The following is an 18,192-nucleotide window of genomic DNA, read 5'->3' as shown; positions in this document are numbered from 1 at the left end:
ATTATGTTGCGGGCTTTTTTGTGTCATACAAATGCCATTATTAAGCGTTATTTTAGAGTCATAAAGTAATGTTTAACCAAGAGATTACCCCCAATGAAACAGTTATTATTTATACTTTCAGCACTAGCCAGCACCAGTGCGCTCGCCCAGCAGTGCGACATTGATGCTGCGCAACTAAAAGCCGACTATCAAATTACCAATCAGCATAAATCACAGCAAAGCACTCAGTCACTTACCCTTTGGCGGAACAATCAGCAGGTGGCTCATCAAAGTGAAACACTAACCGAGCTTTGGCAGCAGCTAAGTAATAAACAGCTTCGTCCTATTCGTTACTTTAATGCTGAGCAACGCGGTATTGAGTACCAACCATCGGAGGTACGTGGAGTGCAAAATTGGAGTGCCAAAAGTCAGCTGGTGGATAACCATTTGATTGCAAAAATGACCCTAGTAAGTTCACAAGGTGAGGGTTGTAATGAGGTAAAAAATTACGTGCTTAATGAGGGCGATAACCAATTTAATCTGGCTTTTCTCCCGCAAGCAAAATTAGTTAAAACTTTTAGTGTGACCAATAAAAAAAATGATACTCAAACTTTGCTTAGCTTAAATGATGTAAACAGTGATAAATCAGTAATTAAGGCTCAGTTTGCAAAATGGGATAACTTTCAAACCACCGATTACGCCGATATTGGCGATAATGAAAGCGATCCATTTTTAGCTAAAATGATTAACCTTGGTTTTATAGAGCACGGCGCCACCGGTTTTTATAACCAGCAAGGCGAGGCTATTCAAGGTGGGCATCATCATTAGCGTTTTTTGGCTTAACCGTGTTTTCGGTTAAGCCATTTTCATAGTCTTTGGCATCACAGGTATTTAAGTTTTGCCGTGCTTGTTTGTCTTGTTGTAATACTTGCTTTAAATCTTCCATACGTTGGCGCACAGCCACACCATAACTGGCATCATCACCCCAAAGTTCGGCTAGTTGCAATACCGCAGCACGGTCGTGATCTCTAAATAACTTACCAGCACGCTCAGCATCTTCTTTACTATTACCAAGCAATTGCAATGATTCTATGGCTAAGTTTATGGCTGAGTCGACGGTTTCGCGGTTAAAAGCATCTACTTTTAAATTAAGTAATTGGTATGCATGGCGGCGATCTATGGCGCGCGCTACTATTTTTAATTGGGGATAGTTTTTATGCGCCAGCTTAATAATCTCAATGGTTTTGTCAGGGTTATCAATCGCCACAACCAACATTTGTGCAGTATGTGCGCCTGCGGCTTCAAGCAGTTCTTGGCGTGCCGCATCACCATAAAATACGGTATTACCAAACCGGCGCAGCAGTTCTATTTGACTTGGGCTATGATCAAGTACGGTAATTTCGTAGCCTTGCGCATGTAATAAACGCCCCATTATTTGTCCAAAACGACCGTATCCGGCAATGATCACATGTTTGGCTGTGCTTATTTGTTCTGGTTTATCAAACTCAGGTGCCGTACTGCTATAGCTTCGCTTTTGAATTTGCTCATACAGCATAAGCAGTAAAGGTGCTATTAGCATGGAAACGGCAACCACAAGGGTAACTAAATTAGTTTGCTCTGGGGTTAAAATACTCAAGGTGGTTGTTACACTAAGCAGCACAAAGGCAAACTCGCCGCCCTGAGCAAGGGCTAAGGTAAATAGAAGTTGTTGTTTACGGCTAATATTAAAAGCCATTGCCAAAGCAAATAAAATACAGGCTTTAATGGCAATTAAAAACACCACTAATGCAATCACGATACTGAATTGGTTAAATAGCAATTCAAAATTAATTGATGCGCCAACCGTGATAAAAAATAATCCCAGTAATAAGCCTTTAAAGGGCTCTATATCGGCTTCTAGCTCGTGTCTAAATTCACTTTCGGCCAATACAACACCGGCTAAAAAAGTACCGAGTGCGGGCGATAACCCAATACTTTGCATCACCAGCGAAATAGCCACCACTAAAAACAATGCAAAAATAGTGAATATTTCACGCATGTGGGTTTGTGCTATGTATCTAAATAATGGTGCCGAAACATATTTACCGCCAGCAATGATAGCGGCAATAACAGCAACAGAAACCCCTACTTGCTGCCAAATAGGCCAGCTAGCAATGATGGAGTCGTTAATGTCTTTTGAGTTACCTTGTGGTGCAAAAGCGAGTAATGGAAGTAGCGCTAAAATAGGAATAATCGCAATATCTTGAAACAATAAAACCGAAAATGCATTTTGCCCAGCTTCTTGTTTTAGCCAGCCTTTTTCTTCAAGGCTTTGCAGCACAATAGCAGTTGAAGACAACGCGAGCATTAAACCAATAGCTAAAGCCGTTTGCCAATGCATGGCAAAAAACCAATAACAAAAGGCAAAAATAGCCGCTGCACTTAGTACCACCTGTAATCCGCCAAGCCCTAATATTGAGTGGCGCAGAGTCCACAAACGCGAAGGTTGCAGTTCAAGGCCGACTAAAAATAGCATCATCACTACGCCAAATTCGGCGAAATGCATTACATCGGTTTGATCGCCCACTACCCCTAATGCATAGGGGCCAATGAGTATGCCGGCAATTAAGTAACCCAGTACCGAGCCAAGGCCCACTCGCTTGGCGATAGGCACCGCCACAATAGCCGCAGCTAAGTATATTAACGCTATTTCTAACACATGCTTACCTTATTAACGTTGAGATAATTAGCATGGCTTAGGTACGTTTAAAATACAACGGCTTATGTGGCTCAATGTTGTTATTTATTGTGTGCGCTTTAAAAATGCACACGTAAAGTTATATATTACATATGTTTATAATGGCCAAACGTGGCTCGTCAGACGCTGAATAAAAAATAGTAATAGGCGAATTAAGAGTGTTCTCAACGTTGCTTTCGGTTACCGTCACCTCAAATTTAGCAGTTGCTGGTAGGTCTATAAGCAGCTCGTTATCTAGGTAGGTGCTTCCTGATTTTTGCAAAACGAGTGCCTGAGTTTGGTTAAATTGATATTCAAAACGTTCAGAGGCTAGCAGTGTTTCGGTCATGTTAAAGTTTACGTTAATGGCATCTGGCCCGGTAAACTCAGGACATACAAATACGGTAACCTCCACACTTTGAAATACGGGTAAACTGTTTTGTTCTAAGTCTATCGTAAAGTTATTTTGGGTAATTGCGGGAGAGTTATAGATGGCATTAGCAAGGCGCGGATCGTTGCTGGTTATAGTAATGTTTTCACCTTCAGCTAAATTAAGTGTTTCGTTAAACTGGCCTGCGCTATTTGTAGTGTACAACACATCGTTAATTGTGAGTTTGGCATTACTAATGGCGGTTCGTTGCACGTTGGTAATTTGCCCTTTTATGTTGCCCGTTATTTGCGATGAATCAGTGGCTGTAACTGTAAATTGAATGCTAGCTTGGTAGTTGTCAGCATCAGTCACCGTGAGCGTTAAGGTGTAGTTACCAGTTAGATCAGGTGTTAATTCGGTTATGCTTTGGTTGGTGCTACTTAAACTAGCAGATGAACCTGCTGGTATAGAGAGCTCCCATTCATAGCTAAGCGCGGTGCCCTCTGGATCATAGCTTTGGCTAGCATCAAAGTTAACGGTGCTACCAACGGTGCTGTTGCGAGCTTTATCACCGGTATGCATAATAACGGGCTTGGCGTTTTGTGTAACATTAATAGTGAGTGTTTGTGTGTCTGAAAACTGCTCACCATCATTGGTTTTAAGTGAAACAACAACTTGCCCTTCTGCTGGCGCGCTAAGCGTGGGGGCTGAGCTACTTGTACTGCTTAATACAGCTTGATTTGACGACGAAACTATTTCCCAATGGTAACTTAAAACTGCGCCTTCGGGGTCGTAACTGGCTGAGGCATCTAAAGTAACTTGCTCATTAACATTAATTGAAGACTTGTAACTTACTAGAGTAACTGGTTTTTTATTATCCTTTGTATGCAGCACCGAGGTTACTTGTGGTGAGCTGAGCTCACCGTCAGATACAACTAGGGTAACAACGTAATCGCCTTCAACATCAGCAGTAAGCGAAGGGGTAGCCGATGTGCTTTGCTGTAATTGCGCAGTGCTACTTTCAGGTTTTGCTTGCAGTTGCCAGTTGTAAATTAGAGGGTCGCTATCGGGGTCGCTACATTGTAGGCATTGTAGGGTAGTTAATGTATTTAAGGTTATATCAGTTTGCTCTGCAAGAACGGCAATAGGCGCTTTGTTTTCGGTGGTAACGCTTAAGGTTACTTGCGCGGTATCACTTAGATTACCTTCATCGGTTACGCTTAGGGAAATTGTGTACTCACCCAATTCATTCGATGCAAAGCCTGCATTTTTGGCAATTGCATTCGATAAGCTTGGGTCGCTGTTCTCAGGCTTAGAGGTTATTGCCCATTGATAACTTAGCGTGTCGTTTGTATCTGGATCGGTACTTTGCTCACCATTTAATGTTACGAGTTGGTTGGGTGAAAGTGTACTGTTTTGAACTGAAATAACAGCGTTTGGCGCAGAATTTACAGCAAGCTGCTCACTTTTTATAAGTACGTTACTATTAGCGGTATCACCAATTGAGTTAGTAATAGTTAATTTAACGCTGTATTCGCCTACTTTATCAGCAACAAATTGGCTGTTAACGCGGGTGCTATTTTCAAGTTGTGCAGCGCTTGATGTAGGTGTTTTGATAAATTGCCATTGGTAGCTATTAATAACTGCATTAGTGGTGGAGCTCTGTGCTGCAGTTAATTTAACTACATCACCTTGTTTTACAGTTTGTGTGCTGCCTGCATTTGCAATGAGTTGCGCGTTTGAGGTGACGGTAATTTGTTTGCTTACTACCGAGCTTGAAATTTTGCCGTCGTTCACAACCAGCTTTAAGGTGTAACTTTGTGCTTGTGCTACCGAAAACGTCACAGTGCGTTGGTTGTTAGTATTAAGCGGTATGTTTTGTTGCTCGTCTGCGCTAAGGAGTTGCCACTGGTATGTGAGTGTATCGCCGTCAGGATCGCTACTATTTGCAGCACTAAAAGTAATGGGTGTATTGGTTTTATATTCTGATTGTTCAGTGCCAATAACAGCCACTGGTTGTGCATTTGTGCTAACTGGGGGAGTGACTTGCTTAGTTTCAGAGCTGCCTGAGCCGCCACACCCGAGAAGTGTGAGTAAAGTGGGTAATATAATTAAAAGTATCCGTTTCATATTAATATCCTTATAAAATTGATATTAATATGTACCTAAAAAAGAAATAAAGCAAAAAAAACAAAGTTTTTTGTCGCTCTTTAGTGATTTGGTTTTTAGTTACTGATTTAGTTAAGTAAGCGCGCTTATTACGTGTAAAAAATCAACCGAAAACCCACTTAAGTGAACGCATTACTGTTATGGTATCGTTTATATATCGAGCCATATTTTTATTACAGGAATAACCTTTTCTTTATGATTTCGCTAAATAATGTGTTTTTTACTCGCCAGGATGGTGGCTTGAAACGACAAATAATTAATGACTTATCGTTAACTATTTTGCCTGCGGCGCACATTGCCTTACTAGGTGATAGTGGCTCGGGCAAAACAACATTATTAAATTTATTAGCCGGTTTACTGTCTCCAGATGCAGGAACTGTTACGGTTAATGAGCAAAAAATTAGTGAATTGAGTGCCAATGAACTTGCGCTTTATCGGCGTAAAATAGGGATTATTTTTCAGCACTATCAATTGCTCAGTCCATTAAATGTGAAAGACAATATGTGTTTTCAAGCAAGGCTTAATGGGTTATCGCCTAGCGACGATGAAGTAAATACGATGGCTAAAAAACTGGGGTTAGAAGGCAAGCTTAAAGCAATGCCTGAGCAACTTTCAGGTGGGGAGCAGCAACGAGTGGGCATAGGCCGTGCGTTATTAAATAAGCCTAAGCTGTTATTGGCTGATGAACCTACGGGTAACCTTGATGCCGCTCGCTCACTCGATATCGTTACGCTACTAAAAAGCCTGTGCGAAGAGCAACAAATAATACTTATTATGGTCACTCATAGTCAGCGATTGGCCGATCAGTTTTCTACGCAATTGTTTTTAAAAGATGGCCAAATTAATGGCTGAACTTAAACTTATTTTAATAACGTATATGCAGTTTTATCGCCGCCATGTAGGGCTGTTATTACTGTTTTTTATTGGCTTTAGTTTGGGCGCGGCGCTACTTACTGCAATACAGGGCTTAAATTTAGAGGCCGGTAAACGCTATCAACAAACTACGGCGTTAATTGCAAACCCAGTGACGCATTTTGTACGCCCAGTGCTAGGTGAAAACAGGTTGCCCAACAGTATGTGGTCGCGTATTAGGGCGGCTGGCTTTAAGCAGGTTCAACCGGTTTTAGAGGGCGTAATTGAAACCAATAAGCAGCAAAAACTCGCACTTAGAGGTGTCAATTTATTACAGTGGCTTACAGAAAATACCGGCGGCTCAGCATCAACAACCAACAATCGTTATTCTGGGTTTGAACAGTTACTAAATACTGTTTATATCGACCCTAAATTAATGCAGCGGCTAAATTTAAAAAACAGCCGTATTAATATAAACATGGGCGATGCCACTGTTACTTTAGCAGTAAGCGAATTACAAGGTTTAGGCATGACCATGCTGGTGGATATTAGCCTTGCCGACAAGTTACTGCGCGCAAATGGGGCAATTAATTACCTTGAAGTAAGTGGCTTAAATAACAAACAAGCAGCCCAGTTAAACTTATTGTTAGGCGAGCAAGCACGGCTTGAAGCTGCGCAAGAGCAAGCTTTTGATGCGCTCTCTGAAGCTTTTTTCTTTAATTTACAAGCGCTGGCTTTGTTAGGTTATGTGGTGGGTGCGTTTTTAAGTTTTAATGCAATTAAGCTGGCGTACAATGCGCGTGCTCACTTGCAGCAGCAAATGTGGGTGCTGGGTTGTCAAAGGTCAGTGTTAACTAAGGCGCTGGTTATTGAATTAACGGTGCTTAGTTTTTTTGCTGCGTTATTAGGTGCGTTATTAGGCGCGGCACTGGCAAATGCCTTAGTTATGGATGTATCGGCGACTCTTCGAGGGCTTTACCAGCTAGATAGAAGCTTTGTAGTAAGCCTTGATAGCAGCATGATTGCTAACGGCTTTACACTTAATGTTGTTGTTTTGTTGGGGTTTTTGGCCAGCCAATCGGCTCGATTAAGTACTTTTTTTGCGCGTATTAAATGGCTAATGTTTGCGTTAGCTATTTTTGCAGCCAGCTACTTAGCGTTAACGGCAAATACCAAAATAAGTGCCTTATTGCTGTGTGTTTATGTGCTACTCCTCTTTTTTGTAATTACGCCACCGGTAGTTAAAGCCGTTTTTAAACTGCCATGGCCAACACAAAACCCCATTATTCACTGGTTAAAAGCAGACAGTCTAGTGCAGTTACCTGCATTACTAAGCTCTGTACTCGCTATTTTAATGGCAATGGGTGCAGCCGTAGGTATGCAAATTATGGTTGGCAGTTTTAGCGACACCTTAGATACACACCTTGAAAAACGTCTAAGCGCCGATTTATACGTAAGGCCCGATCAAAACATTCAAGCGTTAGGAGCTAAGTTGCGTGAACTCCCAGAGGTCGAAAAAGTAGGCGTATATTGGTCAGCTAACAGTGAGCTTAAAACACCTAAAAATACGATAGCTGTTGATGTTATGGCATTTGGTGTAACGGCCAGCTACAACCAACACCTTACTTTGTTAAACAATAATGCACCTACATCTGCAGTATTTGAAAAAAACAAAAACGGGGTGCTGGGTTGCTTAGTGAACGAACCCGCCTTGCTGCAGTACTCGCTTAAAGTAGGTGATGTAATAACCCTAAAACAGCATATTAATACACTAATGTGCCAAGTACGCGCTGCCTATTTTGATTACGGCGAGCAAGGGTTAAATGTAGTTGTCACTACAACAGCATTATTGGATCGTAGCTTAAACTATACCGAGTATGGTTTATCGCTTTGGTTAAAGCCCAATAGTGACGTTGACGCCATGGCCGAATATATTCAAAAGCAGCACCAATTAGATAGCCAACAAGTCATTGCTAATCAGCAGTTTAAACGTTTTGCAAAACAGCTATTTGGTAAAACTTTTTATGTTACTCAGGCGCTTAATATATTTATTATACTGATTGCATTATTTGGCATGTGGGTAAGCTTTTTAACTTTAGGACGCGGGCAATTACAGCCTATGGCGGTATTACAAACGCTGGGTGTCACCCAACAGCAATTATTGGGAGCAAAAGTACTGCAAGCTGCACTTATTATTTTAACCACCTTGTTATTAGCTATACCACTGGGGCTTAGCCTTGGATGGGTACTATTAACTTACGTCATGCCAATTGCCTTTGGTTGGACCATGGCCATGACCGTTAATTGGCTACAGTTAGGTGGCTTTACGGTGCTTATGTTTATGTTAGCTTTATTTGTGAGCGCGTTACCGCTAATAAAATTAACGCGAAGCGCCGTTGCCGATAATGTTGCCAAGCTATAGGACTTATATGAATAGACTAAAAGCAGCCGTTACCTTTATTTTTATTGGCGCATTAAGCGCGTGCCAGCCCGAAGCAGAGCAAGTAAATCAAAATAAACCAATACATAGCGGGTTTGCACAACAATTTGGTGAGCCTGTAAGTAAACGCCAAGGGCTGAGCTTTCCACGTGATCATGGGGCGCATCATCAACAAGGAATTGAATGGTGGTACGTAACTGCCAATTTAAAGGCAGATAATGGCGACACCTTTGGTGTGCAATGGACTTTATTTAGGCTCTCGGTTGATGAGCAAAGCACACAAACAGAACCATCACCTTGGTGGAATGGGCAGCTTTACTTTGCTCACTTTGCAATACAAACCGATTCACAGCATCAAGCGTTCGAAAAATATGGCCGATCGGGACAAGTAAATATAACAGCGCAGCCATTTGAAGCTCGCCTAGATGATTGGCAGCTAGCAAGTAAGGAGGCAACATTTTTACCGCTTAGCTTAAAGGCGCAGCAGGAAAATTACAGTGCTAACCTAGTGCTGGCCAATAGCCCACTTGTGAAACATGGCGAGCAAGGTTATAGCCAAAAAACTCACCAGGGGCATGCCTCTTACTATTATAGTTATCCGTTTTTACACGCCCAAGGCGACATCACATTTGCGGGTAAAACTTTTAAAGTAATTGGAGATGCTTGGTTAGACAGAGAATGGTCTTCGGCGCTAATCGATCCTACCCAAAATGGTTGGGACTGGTTTAGCATTCAGGCTAATGATAAAAAACAGGGGGGCTTAATGGCATTTTGTATTCGTAATGGTCAACAAAGTTATGATTACTGCAGTGCATCGCACATTACGCAAAATGGAATTGTGCGCGCTATTACAAATGACGAGGTGACCTTACAGGTACTAAAAACATCTGAGCTTACAACCCAATCGGCGCAAAGTAGTAAAACCTACCCAGTTAAATGGCACCTCAAGGTTAAAGGGTTTGAACCTATTATAATCGAAGCACGTAACCCCGATTCACGAAATCAATTAAGCATTCCCTACTGGGAGGGGCGAATTAAAACCCAAGGCGGTTTTAAAGGTAAAGGTTATGCAGAGTTAGTTGGCTATTAGCGGGCTATAAAGTGGTTTTCAAAAAATGCACTTAAACCAAGGTTAAGTGCATTTTTATTAAGGGCTCAGTATATTAACCTGAACTCTGGATAATAAATCTATCTCAAGCAGCTATTTTGAGCGCTAACTGCGTTGAATTTACTTGCAATATACTAGCTATTGACGCGTAATTTCGCCTTGTTTTCACTGAAAATCTCTGGCTAGAGAAGACAAACATAAATATTATTTTGATTCAATATGTTAGTAAATCTCTTAACCAGAGTTCAGGTTATATTAGTCTAGCTTTACTGAACCAGAGATATTATCGATGCTAACATCGCCAGAGCCTGCTTCTGTAATTGTTAGCCCTTTAGCATGATTAACGCGAATATCGCCAGAGCCATCTTCAATGGTAACACTTGCATCAACATGTTCAATGGTTAAGTCGCCCGAGTTATCTTCAACGTCTACAGCGCCATTAATATGTTGTATTGCTATGCTTCCCGACCCGTCTTCAACAGTTAATGTACCGCGTACATTGCTTACATTCATATCGCCTGAGCCATCATCAATATTTGCATTGCCATTAACGTTATTAATAGTAATGCTGCCCGAACCATCGTTAAGATCTAGATTGCCAGTGATGCTTTGAAGAGAAATATCGCCCGAGCCGTCGTCTATGTTTAGGTTTTTAGCGCCATTGATTGATAAGCTGCCAGAGCCATCTTTTACATCAATATTATTTTTCATGGCGTTAATAGTGATGTCGCCTGAGCCATCATCAATATCTAGCTCAAGATTGTTAGGGACGGTGACCACTAAATTAATGCTTGGCGATTGGCCGCTGTAAAAGCTAATACCATTATTACTTGTATTTTGGGCAACAAGCTTTGCTTTAGTGCCACTTTGATCGAGTGTGAGTTCGTATTCGTCGTCAATATCGGCTGTGTAAATAGTGGCGTCAACATTAATACTGGTTGCTGTTGATGAGCCCATTATTTTAAGTGAGCCTGCGCCGCTTAGTACGTCTAGGTATTCAAGATTATTGCTAGGTAGTGTTAGTTGTTGTGTTTGTTTTACCGACGCAACGCTTGGTGAAATATGAAACACGCAGCCACTTAATAATAAAATACCGCTAATTAGTGAAAGTGGTTTAGCAATGGTAGATACAGTTGATGAGCTCATGGTTAGTCCTTTTAATGTGATGTTATTATTTAATATAACAAGACTAGAGCAAAAATGGGGCCTAAATTTAAGTGTTTGTTTTATAATGAATTTAGTTTTTTGTTGAAAATTAAAAGACTAATTAGTGGTTAAAATTACTAATTATTAATAAAAAGGATGCATAAAGCATCCTTTTCGTTTTAACCGCCAGTTTTAATTAAAAACTGTAGGTAATATTACCGTATAAAAAGCGACCATCTAAACTGTATGGTGCATACGGTGTGTATGGAAATATTTGGCTAAAGGTAGAGTAACCAATATTATCGACCGTGGCTTGCGGGTATTGGTCAAATAAGTTGTTGGCACCGAGTGCAAATTTCCACTCATCGTTAGGGCGATACGCAACTTCTAAATCGGTTATCCATTTAGCGTCTAGGTATTCATCGCGATCGGCGGTAGTAGAAATATCGGCAACTTCACCATAACGTGTTGCACGCAAAGTTGTTTGCCATTCGTTAAAGTTCCACACTGCCGATAGGTTTAACTTGTTGTCTGGAGTACCTTCTTCAAAGCGACCTACTTCACGGCGTGCAAATACAACATAGTCGTCACCTAATGAGTTTAATTGCTCAGGGTTATCGTCAACGTGTGTCACTTCGGTGTCGTTAAAGTTAGCTGCCGCGTTTAGGCGCACGTCGCCAAAGTTATCTAACTGTAGTAGGTAAGTTGCAACAATGTCTACGCCTTGCGTGCGTGAGTCGATGGCGTTGGTAAAGTATCGTACGCTTTCGGTATTTAACTCACCAGCATCCGTTAAAATTTGTTGTACTGCGGCACCGCTTAAGTTTTCAGAGAGCACAATACGGTCATCAATATCAATACGGTAGGCGTCAACCGTTAAGCTAAAGTTACCTTGGGTGTATACAAAGCCAGCTGTTAAATTAACTGAGTCTTCAGCGTCTAACTGTTTTGCGCCAAGGGCTTGTGCTGCTGGTGCATCTGTTGGGAATAGGCCTACTTCAAACGCTTGGTTGTTCTCAAGTACTGTAGAAATTTGACGGTACGAGCTCTGTGCAAGCGATGGCGCACGGAAACCTGTGCTAATTGCCCCACGTAGTGATAGGTTTTCGTTAACGCTGTAACGTGTTGCAAGCTTTGAGGTAAAGGTGTTGCCGAAGTCGCTGTAATCTTCGTAGCGGCTAGCTAAAACCATGTTCCAGTTTTCGGTTAGGTAGGTGTCAAACTCAACAAATAGTGCAACGTTATGACGGCTTTCATCAGTAACGCTTTCTGGGCCAAAACCCGAAAGTACTTGTGCGCCACCGGCTGCAATTGGGTTACCGCTACTATCAAGTGCAGTAATGTATGAGGCTTCTTCACCTTGTTCTATTTTATAGCTTTCGTGGCGGTATTCAGCACCTAGAGTAAAAAATACGTCGTCAGGTAACCCTAAATCAAGGATTGTGCTGGCATCACCATTGACTATAAATTGGTCATAAACTAATGCGCCGTTATCAAATTCGGTGGGGCTGGTGGCGCCTAAAGACGTATTTAAGCTATTTACAACACCAAATGCAAAGTCATTACGGCCGTAGTTGGTACTTACGTCCCATGTCCAGTCACCCGTTTCACCTTCTAAGCCTAGGGCTAATGAGTAGTCTTCAACATCGGTTTCAATTTGCGGTAAAAAGCCATCTGGGTAGAGTGCTAATACGTTACGGCTGTCTTGTGCACGGCGGTAAAAGCCACCTGAGTTACCTTCTCGTTTTGAGTAGCTACCAAAAGAATACAGGTTTAGGCTGTTATCTAGCTCGTAACCCATATTGTAAAATAAAGCGTAATCTTCAAGGTCTGCTTTACCAAAGCGATGGTTGTAACGGTCAATAGTAAATTCGCGCTGGTCTAGGCTGCCATCGTCAAGGCGGCTGTATTGTTCACGAGGGTCAAAACCAGAGCGTTGTGTTGGGCTGTTATCGCGGTATTCAATCGATACATTTACAAACCCGCTGTCAGATAATGCAAAGCCAGAGTTAGCGCTAATAGTGCGCGTTGCACCATCGCTAATTTCGCGGTCATCACCTAGGTTAAATGCAAGATCGCCGTTTGCATCTGCGTAGGCGCTTTCTAAGTTAGGTGCGCCCGCCATTTGTGTGTCGTATTCACCATAGGTTACGCTTACACTGCCGCCTTCAGAGGCGTCTTTTAAAACAATATTAATCACCCCGGCAATGGCATCTGAGCCGTATTGCGCTGCGGCACCATCGCGTAGTACTTCTACGCGCTTAATGGCTGATGTAGGGATCATGTTTAAATCTACCGCGGTAGAGCCTCTGCCTACAACACCTGCTAAGTTTAAAAGCGCACCAGAGTGACGACGCTTACCATTGATAAGCACTAAAGTGTGATCGGGCGCTAAGCCGCGCAGTACAGCAGGTTTTGCGTGGTCTGTTCCATCACCTAAAGTGGCGCTTGGAAAGTTAAAGCTGGGTACTTGGTTAGCAAGAACCTGGCTGATTTCAAGTTGACCTGTGCTTGCCATGTCGCTGCTAGTAATAATATCTACTGGCACTGAGCTTTGTGCAATACTTCGCAAACTACGGCGAGTACCAGTTACTGAGATTACTTCGATGTTCTCTTGTGCTTGGGTATCTTGTTCTGCCGCATTAGCTGTAACAAAAGAACCGCCAAGTGCAGAGGTTACGGCCAAGCTAAGTGCTAATTTATTAGCTGATAAACGCTTAAAAGTCATGAATGTTCCTTAAGAACGTCGTTGTTTTGGTGAGTTTGAAAAAGGAGCGAATCATATAGAAGCGCTCAACTACGTGCAAAGATAAAAACCATCTATGTTATTCACGTTTTTAATAAGTAAGGCCACTGTTTACGTACGTTATAGACGATTAGATCGTTACTGTTGTAATCTTGTAGCGAATGGTGACGAAATCAATAAAAGTAAAAGAGAGATTGCAAAAAAAGTGATAGGCAGAAAAAAGCCAAGTTAAAAACTTGGCTTAAAAATACGTTTAAATAAGTGCCTAAATAATTACTCAGGCGCTACTTCAAGCGTTGTAAATAAAGCATAACGACCCGAATCTACGCCTTTTTCCTTCACATCAACTTCGGTTGCGGTTTCTATTAAATAAACACCAGGTGCGTTCCATGTTGTTGTAAAAAAGCCGTTTTTACCGGTGGTTACTTTTACTTCGCCACGTTCGTTACGGTAGCGAGTATCGCCTCTTAAAATATTAACTTCAATGCCTTCGCCTGCTGGTTTTCCGTCTTGTAGTAATTGAAAACGCGCTTGCTCACCAACAAATAAGTCATTTGGGTGTGTAGGGCCACTTAGCTCTAAGCCTAAACCTAACAGGGCTGGCTTAGATGTACCGTTGCGGCTTACAAAGGTATCTACTGTTGAAATAACTTTAGTGGTGCGCACGCCTTGAGCGTTGCTAGGTAATTTAGCATCTGTTTTTTTACCAAATACACGTTTGCGTTTACCCTCATCATCTTTATAGAAGGTCATGTACATAGGCTTCTGCGTCATAGCAATGTGGTAAGTGCCTTCTTCTTTGAGGCTTACTGCTGCTGAGCTCTTGCGCTTTAAGTAATAAGCACGAATGGTTTCAGATACTTTCTCGCCGTTTGGTGCAAGTGCCATTAATAATGTGTCGTCGTACTCTGCGCCTTTTTCTTTTGGCTTAAAGGCTTTATCTGGTGCAAACATTTCGTTAGAAATACTCGCATCAATCATAACGTAATGCGCTTTATCGCCAGAAAGCGAAGTGTGCGAAGGTAGTAACCAACGGGCATGTGCGCTTGCCGCTGTTGAGACTAGCGCCGATAAACTCAGTGCGCCTATTAATGCAATTTTTGATAAATTAACGTTCATTATTTTTCCTTTAAATTTGAATGATAAGTAGGGGCTACCTAGCGCTTACAGTGACAAAGCTGGTTGTAAATTCGTTTTTACCTTCAATAGTTATTTTCTCTGATTGGGTTAAATCAAGCTCAATACGGCTATAATCACGCCCACCTTCTTCGCGAACAACTTCAATATTAAGTAGATATTTGCCGGGCTGTACGGGGTTACCACCTAGATCCTTGCCATCCCAGCTAATTGTGTATGTGCCGGCACGTTTGGTTGCGCCGCTGACACCATCAAACTGAGCATTACTTTTACCGGCTTTGCGCCACCATTGACGTAGGTCTTTAAACCATTCCGCTTTTTGTACCCAAAGCGCTAATGTTGTGACGTGTTTACGCTCTGGCGTTTCCAGCCATACAGCAACATAAGGTCGGTGGTAAGGTTGCACGTTTAAATCGGCGAGGGTTAATTCAACTTCTAACCTTGACGATTGTGCATGAGCATTAATTTGAAATAGCGCGGCGACTAACAGCGTGATGCTTAGCCATGGTTTAATTTTAAACATTAAGACACTCCTTTTATTTGTGGCACCCAACACAGGTAAATAACGATAGGTGTTGCTACACCTAATGCGGTTATCCATATTCCTGCTAAGCGTTTTTTTCTATTTTGAAATAAAATAATCATGCCGGTGATGGCAAATAGGATCATCAGCACTGCTGATATATCAATAACCCAGCTCCATACATCACCGCTGTAACGGCCTTTATGTAAGTCGCCAATTACACTTAAAAATCCCCCGGTTTGATAATCGAGTAACAATTCGCCACTAATAAAATCAAACTCTGCGTAGGCGTAGCCTGCAGGTAATGGGTAGTCGAGCATGACCAGTGAATCTTGCTTTTCCCACTCAATGCTTTTTACTTTATTCAGCCCATACTGTTTGTCGAGGTAAGCTTCTATTTGGGGATAAATAGCAGGTAGGGTGTTTAATTGTGTTTGTGCTTTTGTAAGTAGTTCAGCTGGAATTGCTGCGGTAATTTGGCCGTTGTTTTTATCGTTTTTTAACCAGTCAACGTGGTTTAGCACTATGCCGCTTACACAAAATAAAATAAGTAGAAAAAACAAAGCGGTAGAAATATAGATATGTAAAGCACGACTCGTACTATATAAAGCGCGTTTATTAACAAAGGGCATAAAAGGTGCAAATTTAATTAATTTGTACGGATGATAATGATTTGCATTAGCTGTTACAAATTTATTTACTAAACTTTACACTTTATTTTGCTTATACAGACCCTAGTTTTTAGGTGGAGCTGAGGGCTTAGAAATTAGGTAAGTTAAAACCAGCACTTCAACAACAGCAACTAGGGCAATAACCCAAGCTGGAGGGCTGCTGTATAATAAAAATATAAAGCCTATTAGCATACCTAGACCCGCAGCATATTTTGCCTTTACAGGAACTACTTGATGAGCGCGCCAATGTTGTAATGTTGTGCCAAAGCGAGGGTGGTTTAATAGCCAAGATTCAAGCGCGCTAGATGAGCGAGCAAAACAGGCTAAGGCTAAAATTAAAAACGGCGTGGTTGGCATAACGGGTAGGACAACACCAATAATGCCGAGTAATACACACAGTAACCCCAGCAATTTAAAGCCGATATTTTTATAATAAATAAAAACGTTTTTTATGTCCACGCCAGCTCTATTTAATAAATTAAACGGTAAAAGGTAAGTTAATTACAGGATAAAATGAAACTTAAATGGCTTAGTTACATGTTATCAACTAAGTCATTTAAGGCGATAAAAGGGGTTTTATTATTTTTATACTGCGTTTTATTCTTTAGGAGTTTGAAACAGTGCGCCGACTTCTAAAAGCGGGGAAGCGTCTAGCTTATCAGCATCCATCATTGCGGCAATACGTTGCATTGATGAAAGGAGTAAACTCTGTTCCCATTCAGCAAGTGCTGAAAATTTTTCGATAAAATGCTCTTGTAATGGCTGAGGTGCTTTTTCGAGTAGTTCCTTACCTTGTTCGGTAAGATATAAGCTGACTCGGCGCTTATCCATTTGACTGCGAACACGTGTTACTAAGTTTTTGCTCTCTATTCGGTCAAGAATATTAGTAACCGTTGCTGGGCTTAAGTTGACGTTTTGCGCAATACGACTGGCGGTAATACCATCAGTTTGAGACACTTCCTGCATAATAAGCAGTTGAGGCCCTGTTAAGCCCGCTGTTTTATTAAGCTGCTTTGAATGTAAGTCAATCGCACGGATCACCTTGCGTAAAGAAACTAGTAACTCGTCATATTTTTGCATTTGTTTGTCTCATGGAAGGCGAATGATTTGCCGTAATCATGAAATGTTACACATCAAATAAATTGAATTCAAATGATATATGTTATTTTAGCCCGCTATTATCAGTTTTTATTGGTTTTTATTAATTTGAGCAGTAATTAAAATAGCATTTATTATCTTTATTTTATTAAATGTTTATAACATTCTATTTGTGAACCTTCCCTAGGATGAAAGGCAGAGTTGTAAAGCTTTAGTCGTAATTTTACCGTTGATGTGGCATAAGAATATAGTAACTAACTCAATTTAAATAACTATTCTATGTAGCTTATGCTTTAAGCATGCATTATTGTTTGTGTACAAGTAACCTGTACTCAGGTTAAGTATTAAAAATTAGTCTCAGTGTTAAAGGAAATAAAATGCAATTATCACCCTCAGTATGTATTGAGCGTACACATAGCGGTTTAGAATTTATTAGTATTAATAGTCGCCACTGTGAGGCGAAAATATTTTTACAAGGTGGGCAAATAACTGAGTTTACACCCAAAGATAAATTGCCATTATTGTGGGTGTCTGGGGATGAAACCTTTAGCGAAGGGAAAAGCATTCGTGGCGGCATTCCTATTTGCTGGCCTTGGTTTGGTCAACATGAAAATACAGACTTCCCAGCGCATGGCTTTGCTCGCACACTCGTATGGCAAGCTGATGAAGTGCATGAAACCGAGGGTGAGGTTACGGTTAGCCTAAAATTACCCATGAGGCAGGTAGACTCTACCTTTTGGCCGCATCAATCTTCTTTACGGGTTGAGTTTATTTTATCTGAGCAATTAGAGGTGCGTTTAACCACCTGTAATTTAGGCAATGTACCATTTAGTTATACACAAGCGCTGCATACTTACTTTCCAACACAAGATATCAACAATACTCGTGTGACAGGGCTGCAAGGGGCGCAATACATAGAATTTGGCCAAGGTCCTCATCAGCAACATGATGTGGTCGACTTTTCCCGTGAAACCGATATGGTTTATACCCAAGCCGCAGCAGTTCAAACAATTGATACTCCCCAAGGGATGATCAGTGTTAGCAGAGAAAACTCGCGCTCGTGCGTGTTATGGAATCCATGGATTGAAAAATCAAAGCGACTATCAAATTTTGCCGATGATGATTATAAAAGTATGTTATGCCTAGAGGCTGCGAATGTGCTTGAAGATGCGGTTACGCTTGAGCCAAAACAAAGTCATACCTTAGTGACAACAATAAAGTGGCTTGGCTAAGTCCA

14 protein-coding genes are annotated in these 18,192 nt (G+C 41.4%); 5 read left to right on the top strand and 9 right to left on the bottom strand.

Going from position 1 to position 18,192, the window contains the following annotated elements; translation table 11 throughout:
- The first annotated feature begins 93 nt into the window (after positions 1–93).
- A complete protein-coding gene (locus AB8618_RS15465; RefSeq protein WP_413400986.1) occupies positions 94–807 on the top strand; it encodes a hypothetical protein in 714 nt (237 codons plus the stop codon).
- Here AB8618_RS15465 and AB8618_RS15460 read toward each other — a convergent pair.
- Both AB8618_RS15460 and AB8618_RS15455 read right to left on the bottom strand, forming a co-directional pair.
- The gene (locus tag AB8618_RS15460; RefSeq protein WP_413400985.1) at positions 782–2,677 is read right to left on the bottom strand and encodes a monovalent cation:proton antiporter-2 (CPA2) family protein; all 1,896 of its coding nucleotides are present in this window, start codon (positions 2,675–2,677) and stop codon (positions 782–784) included. The genes AB8618_RS15465 and AB8618_RS15460 overlap by 26 nt on opposite strands.
- Positions 2,678–2,795: 118 nt before the next feature.
- A complete protein-coding gene (locus tag AB8618_RS15455; protein ID WP_409424216.1) occupies positions 2,796–5,195 on the bottom strand; it encodes a PKD domain-containing protein in 2,400 nt (799 codons plus the stop codon).
- Positions 5,196–5,429: 234 nt separating this feature from the next.
- Between AB8618_RS15455 and AB8618_RS15450 the strand changes: the two genes are divergently transcribed.
- From AB8618_RS15450 to AB8618_RS15440, 3 genes are read left to right on the top strand one after another with little or no spacing between them, the layout of a single operon-like run.
- Positions 5,430–6,086, top strand: coding sequence for an ABC transporter ATP-binding protein (locus tag AB8618_RS15450; protein WP_409424215.1), 657 nt, complete (start codon positions 5,430–5,432; stop codon positions 6,084–6,086).
- Positions 6,079–8,508: an FtsX-like permease family protein gene (locus AB8618_RS15445; protein ID WP_409424214.1), complete on the top strand. Its 2,430-nt coding sequence runs from the start codon at positions 6,079–6,081 to the stop codon at positions 8,506–8,508. The genes AB8618_RS15450 and AB8618_RS15445 overlap by 8 nt, the downstream gene beginning before the upstream one ends.
- 7 nt (positions 8,509–8,515) lie before the next feature.
- Positions 8,516–9,616: a lipocalin-like domain-containing protein gene (locus AB8618_RS15440; RefSeq protein ID WP_409424213.1), complete on the top strand. Its 1,101-nt coding sequence runs from the start codon at positions 8,516–8,518 to the stop codon at positions 9,614–9,616.
- Positions 9,617–9,889: 273 nt separating this feature from the next.
- On the opposite strand, the gene AB8618_RS15435 is transcribed toward AB8618_RS15440, so the two are convergent.
- From AB8618_RS15435 to AB8618_RS15405, 7 genes are all read right to left on the bottom strand, one after another.
- Entirely contained in the window at positions 9,890–10,780 is an 891-nt protein-coding gene (locus tag AB8618_RS15435; RefSeq protein WP_198522154.1) for a hypothetical protein, read from the bottom strand.
- A 196-nt stretch (positions 10,781–10,976) separates the two neighbouring features.
- Positions 10,977–13,508 (bottom strand): TonB-dependent receptor plug domain-containing protein, encoded by a 2,532-nt coding sequence (locus AB8618_RS15430; RefSeq protein ID WP_413400984.1) that lies wholly within the window; start codon positions 13,506–13,508, stop codon positions 10,977–10,979.
- Between the two features lie 291 nt (positions 13,509–13,799).
- Positions 13,800–14,645 (bottom strand): DUF4198 domain-containing protein, encoded by an 846-nt coding sequence (locus AB8618_RS15425; protein WP_413400983.1) that lies wholly within the window; start codon positions 14,643–14,645, stop codon positions 13,800–13,802.
- Positions 14,646–14,679: 34 nt separating this feature from the next.
- A complete protein-coding gene (locus tag AB8618_RS15420; protein ID WP_413400982.1) occupies positions 14,680–15,186 on the bottom strand; it encodes a DUF2271 domain-containing protein in 507 nt (168 codons plus the stop codon).
- Positions 15,186–15,818, bottom strand: coding sequence for a PepSY-associated TM helix domain-containing protein (locus AB8618_RS15415; RefSeq protein ID WP_413400981.1), 633 nt, complete (start codon positions 15,816–15,818; stop codon positions 15,186–15,188). The genes AB8618_RS15420 and AB8618_RS15415 overlap by 1 nt, the downstream gene beginning before the upstream one ends.
- A gap of 102 nt (positions 15,819–15,920) precedes the next feature.
- Positions 15,921–16,316 carry a YbaN family protein gene (locus AB8618_RS15410; RefSeq protein ID WP_409424207.1) on the bottom strand — a complete coding sequence of 132 codons (396 nt, stop codon included), beginning with the start codon at positions 16,314–16,316 and terminating at the stop codon, positions 15,921–15,923.
- Positions 16,317–16,454: 138 nt separating this feature from the next.
- Positions 16,455–16,937 carry a MarR family winged helix-turn-helix transcriptional regulator gene (locus AB8618_RS15405; protein ID WP_008112832.1) on the bottom strand — a complete coding sequence of 161 codons (483 nt, stop codon included), beginning with the start codon at positions 16,935–16,937 and terminating at the stop codon, positions 16,455–16,457.
- A 395-nt stretch (positions 16,938–17,332) separates the two neighbouring features.
- On the opposite strand from AB8618_RS15405, the gene AB8618_RS15400 reads away from it, so the two are divergent.
- Entirely contained in the window at positions 17,333–18,187 is an 855-nt protein-coding gene (locus AB8618_RS15400) for a D-hexose-6-phosphate mutarotase (RefSeq protein WP_413400980.1), read from the top strand.
- Positions 18,188–18,192 lie beyond the last annotated feature (5 nt).

The sequence above is a fragment of the Pseudoalteromonas sp. RW-H-Ap-1 genome (assembly GCF_048318575.1).
Classification (GTDB): Bacteria; Pseudomonadota; Gammaproteobacteria; order Enterobacterales; family Alteromonadaceae; genus Pseudoalteromonas.
The sequence above is the reverse complement of the archived record's forward strand: the minus strand, read 5'-3'. Positions and strand labels throughout refer to the sequence as shown.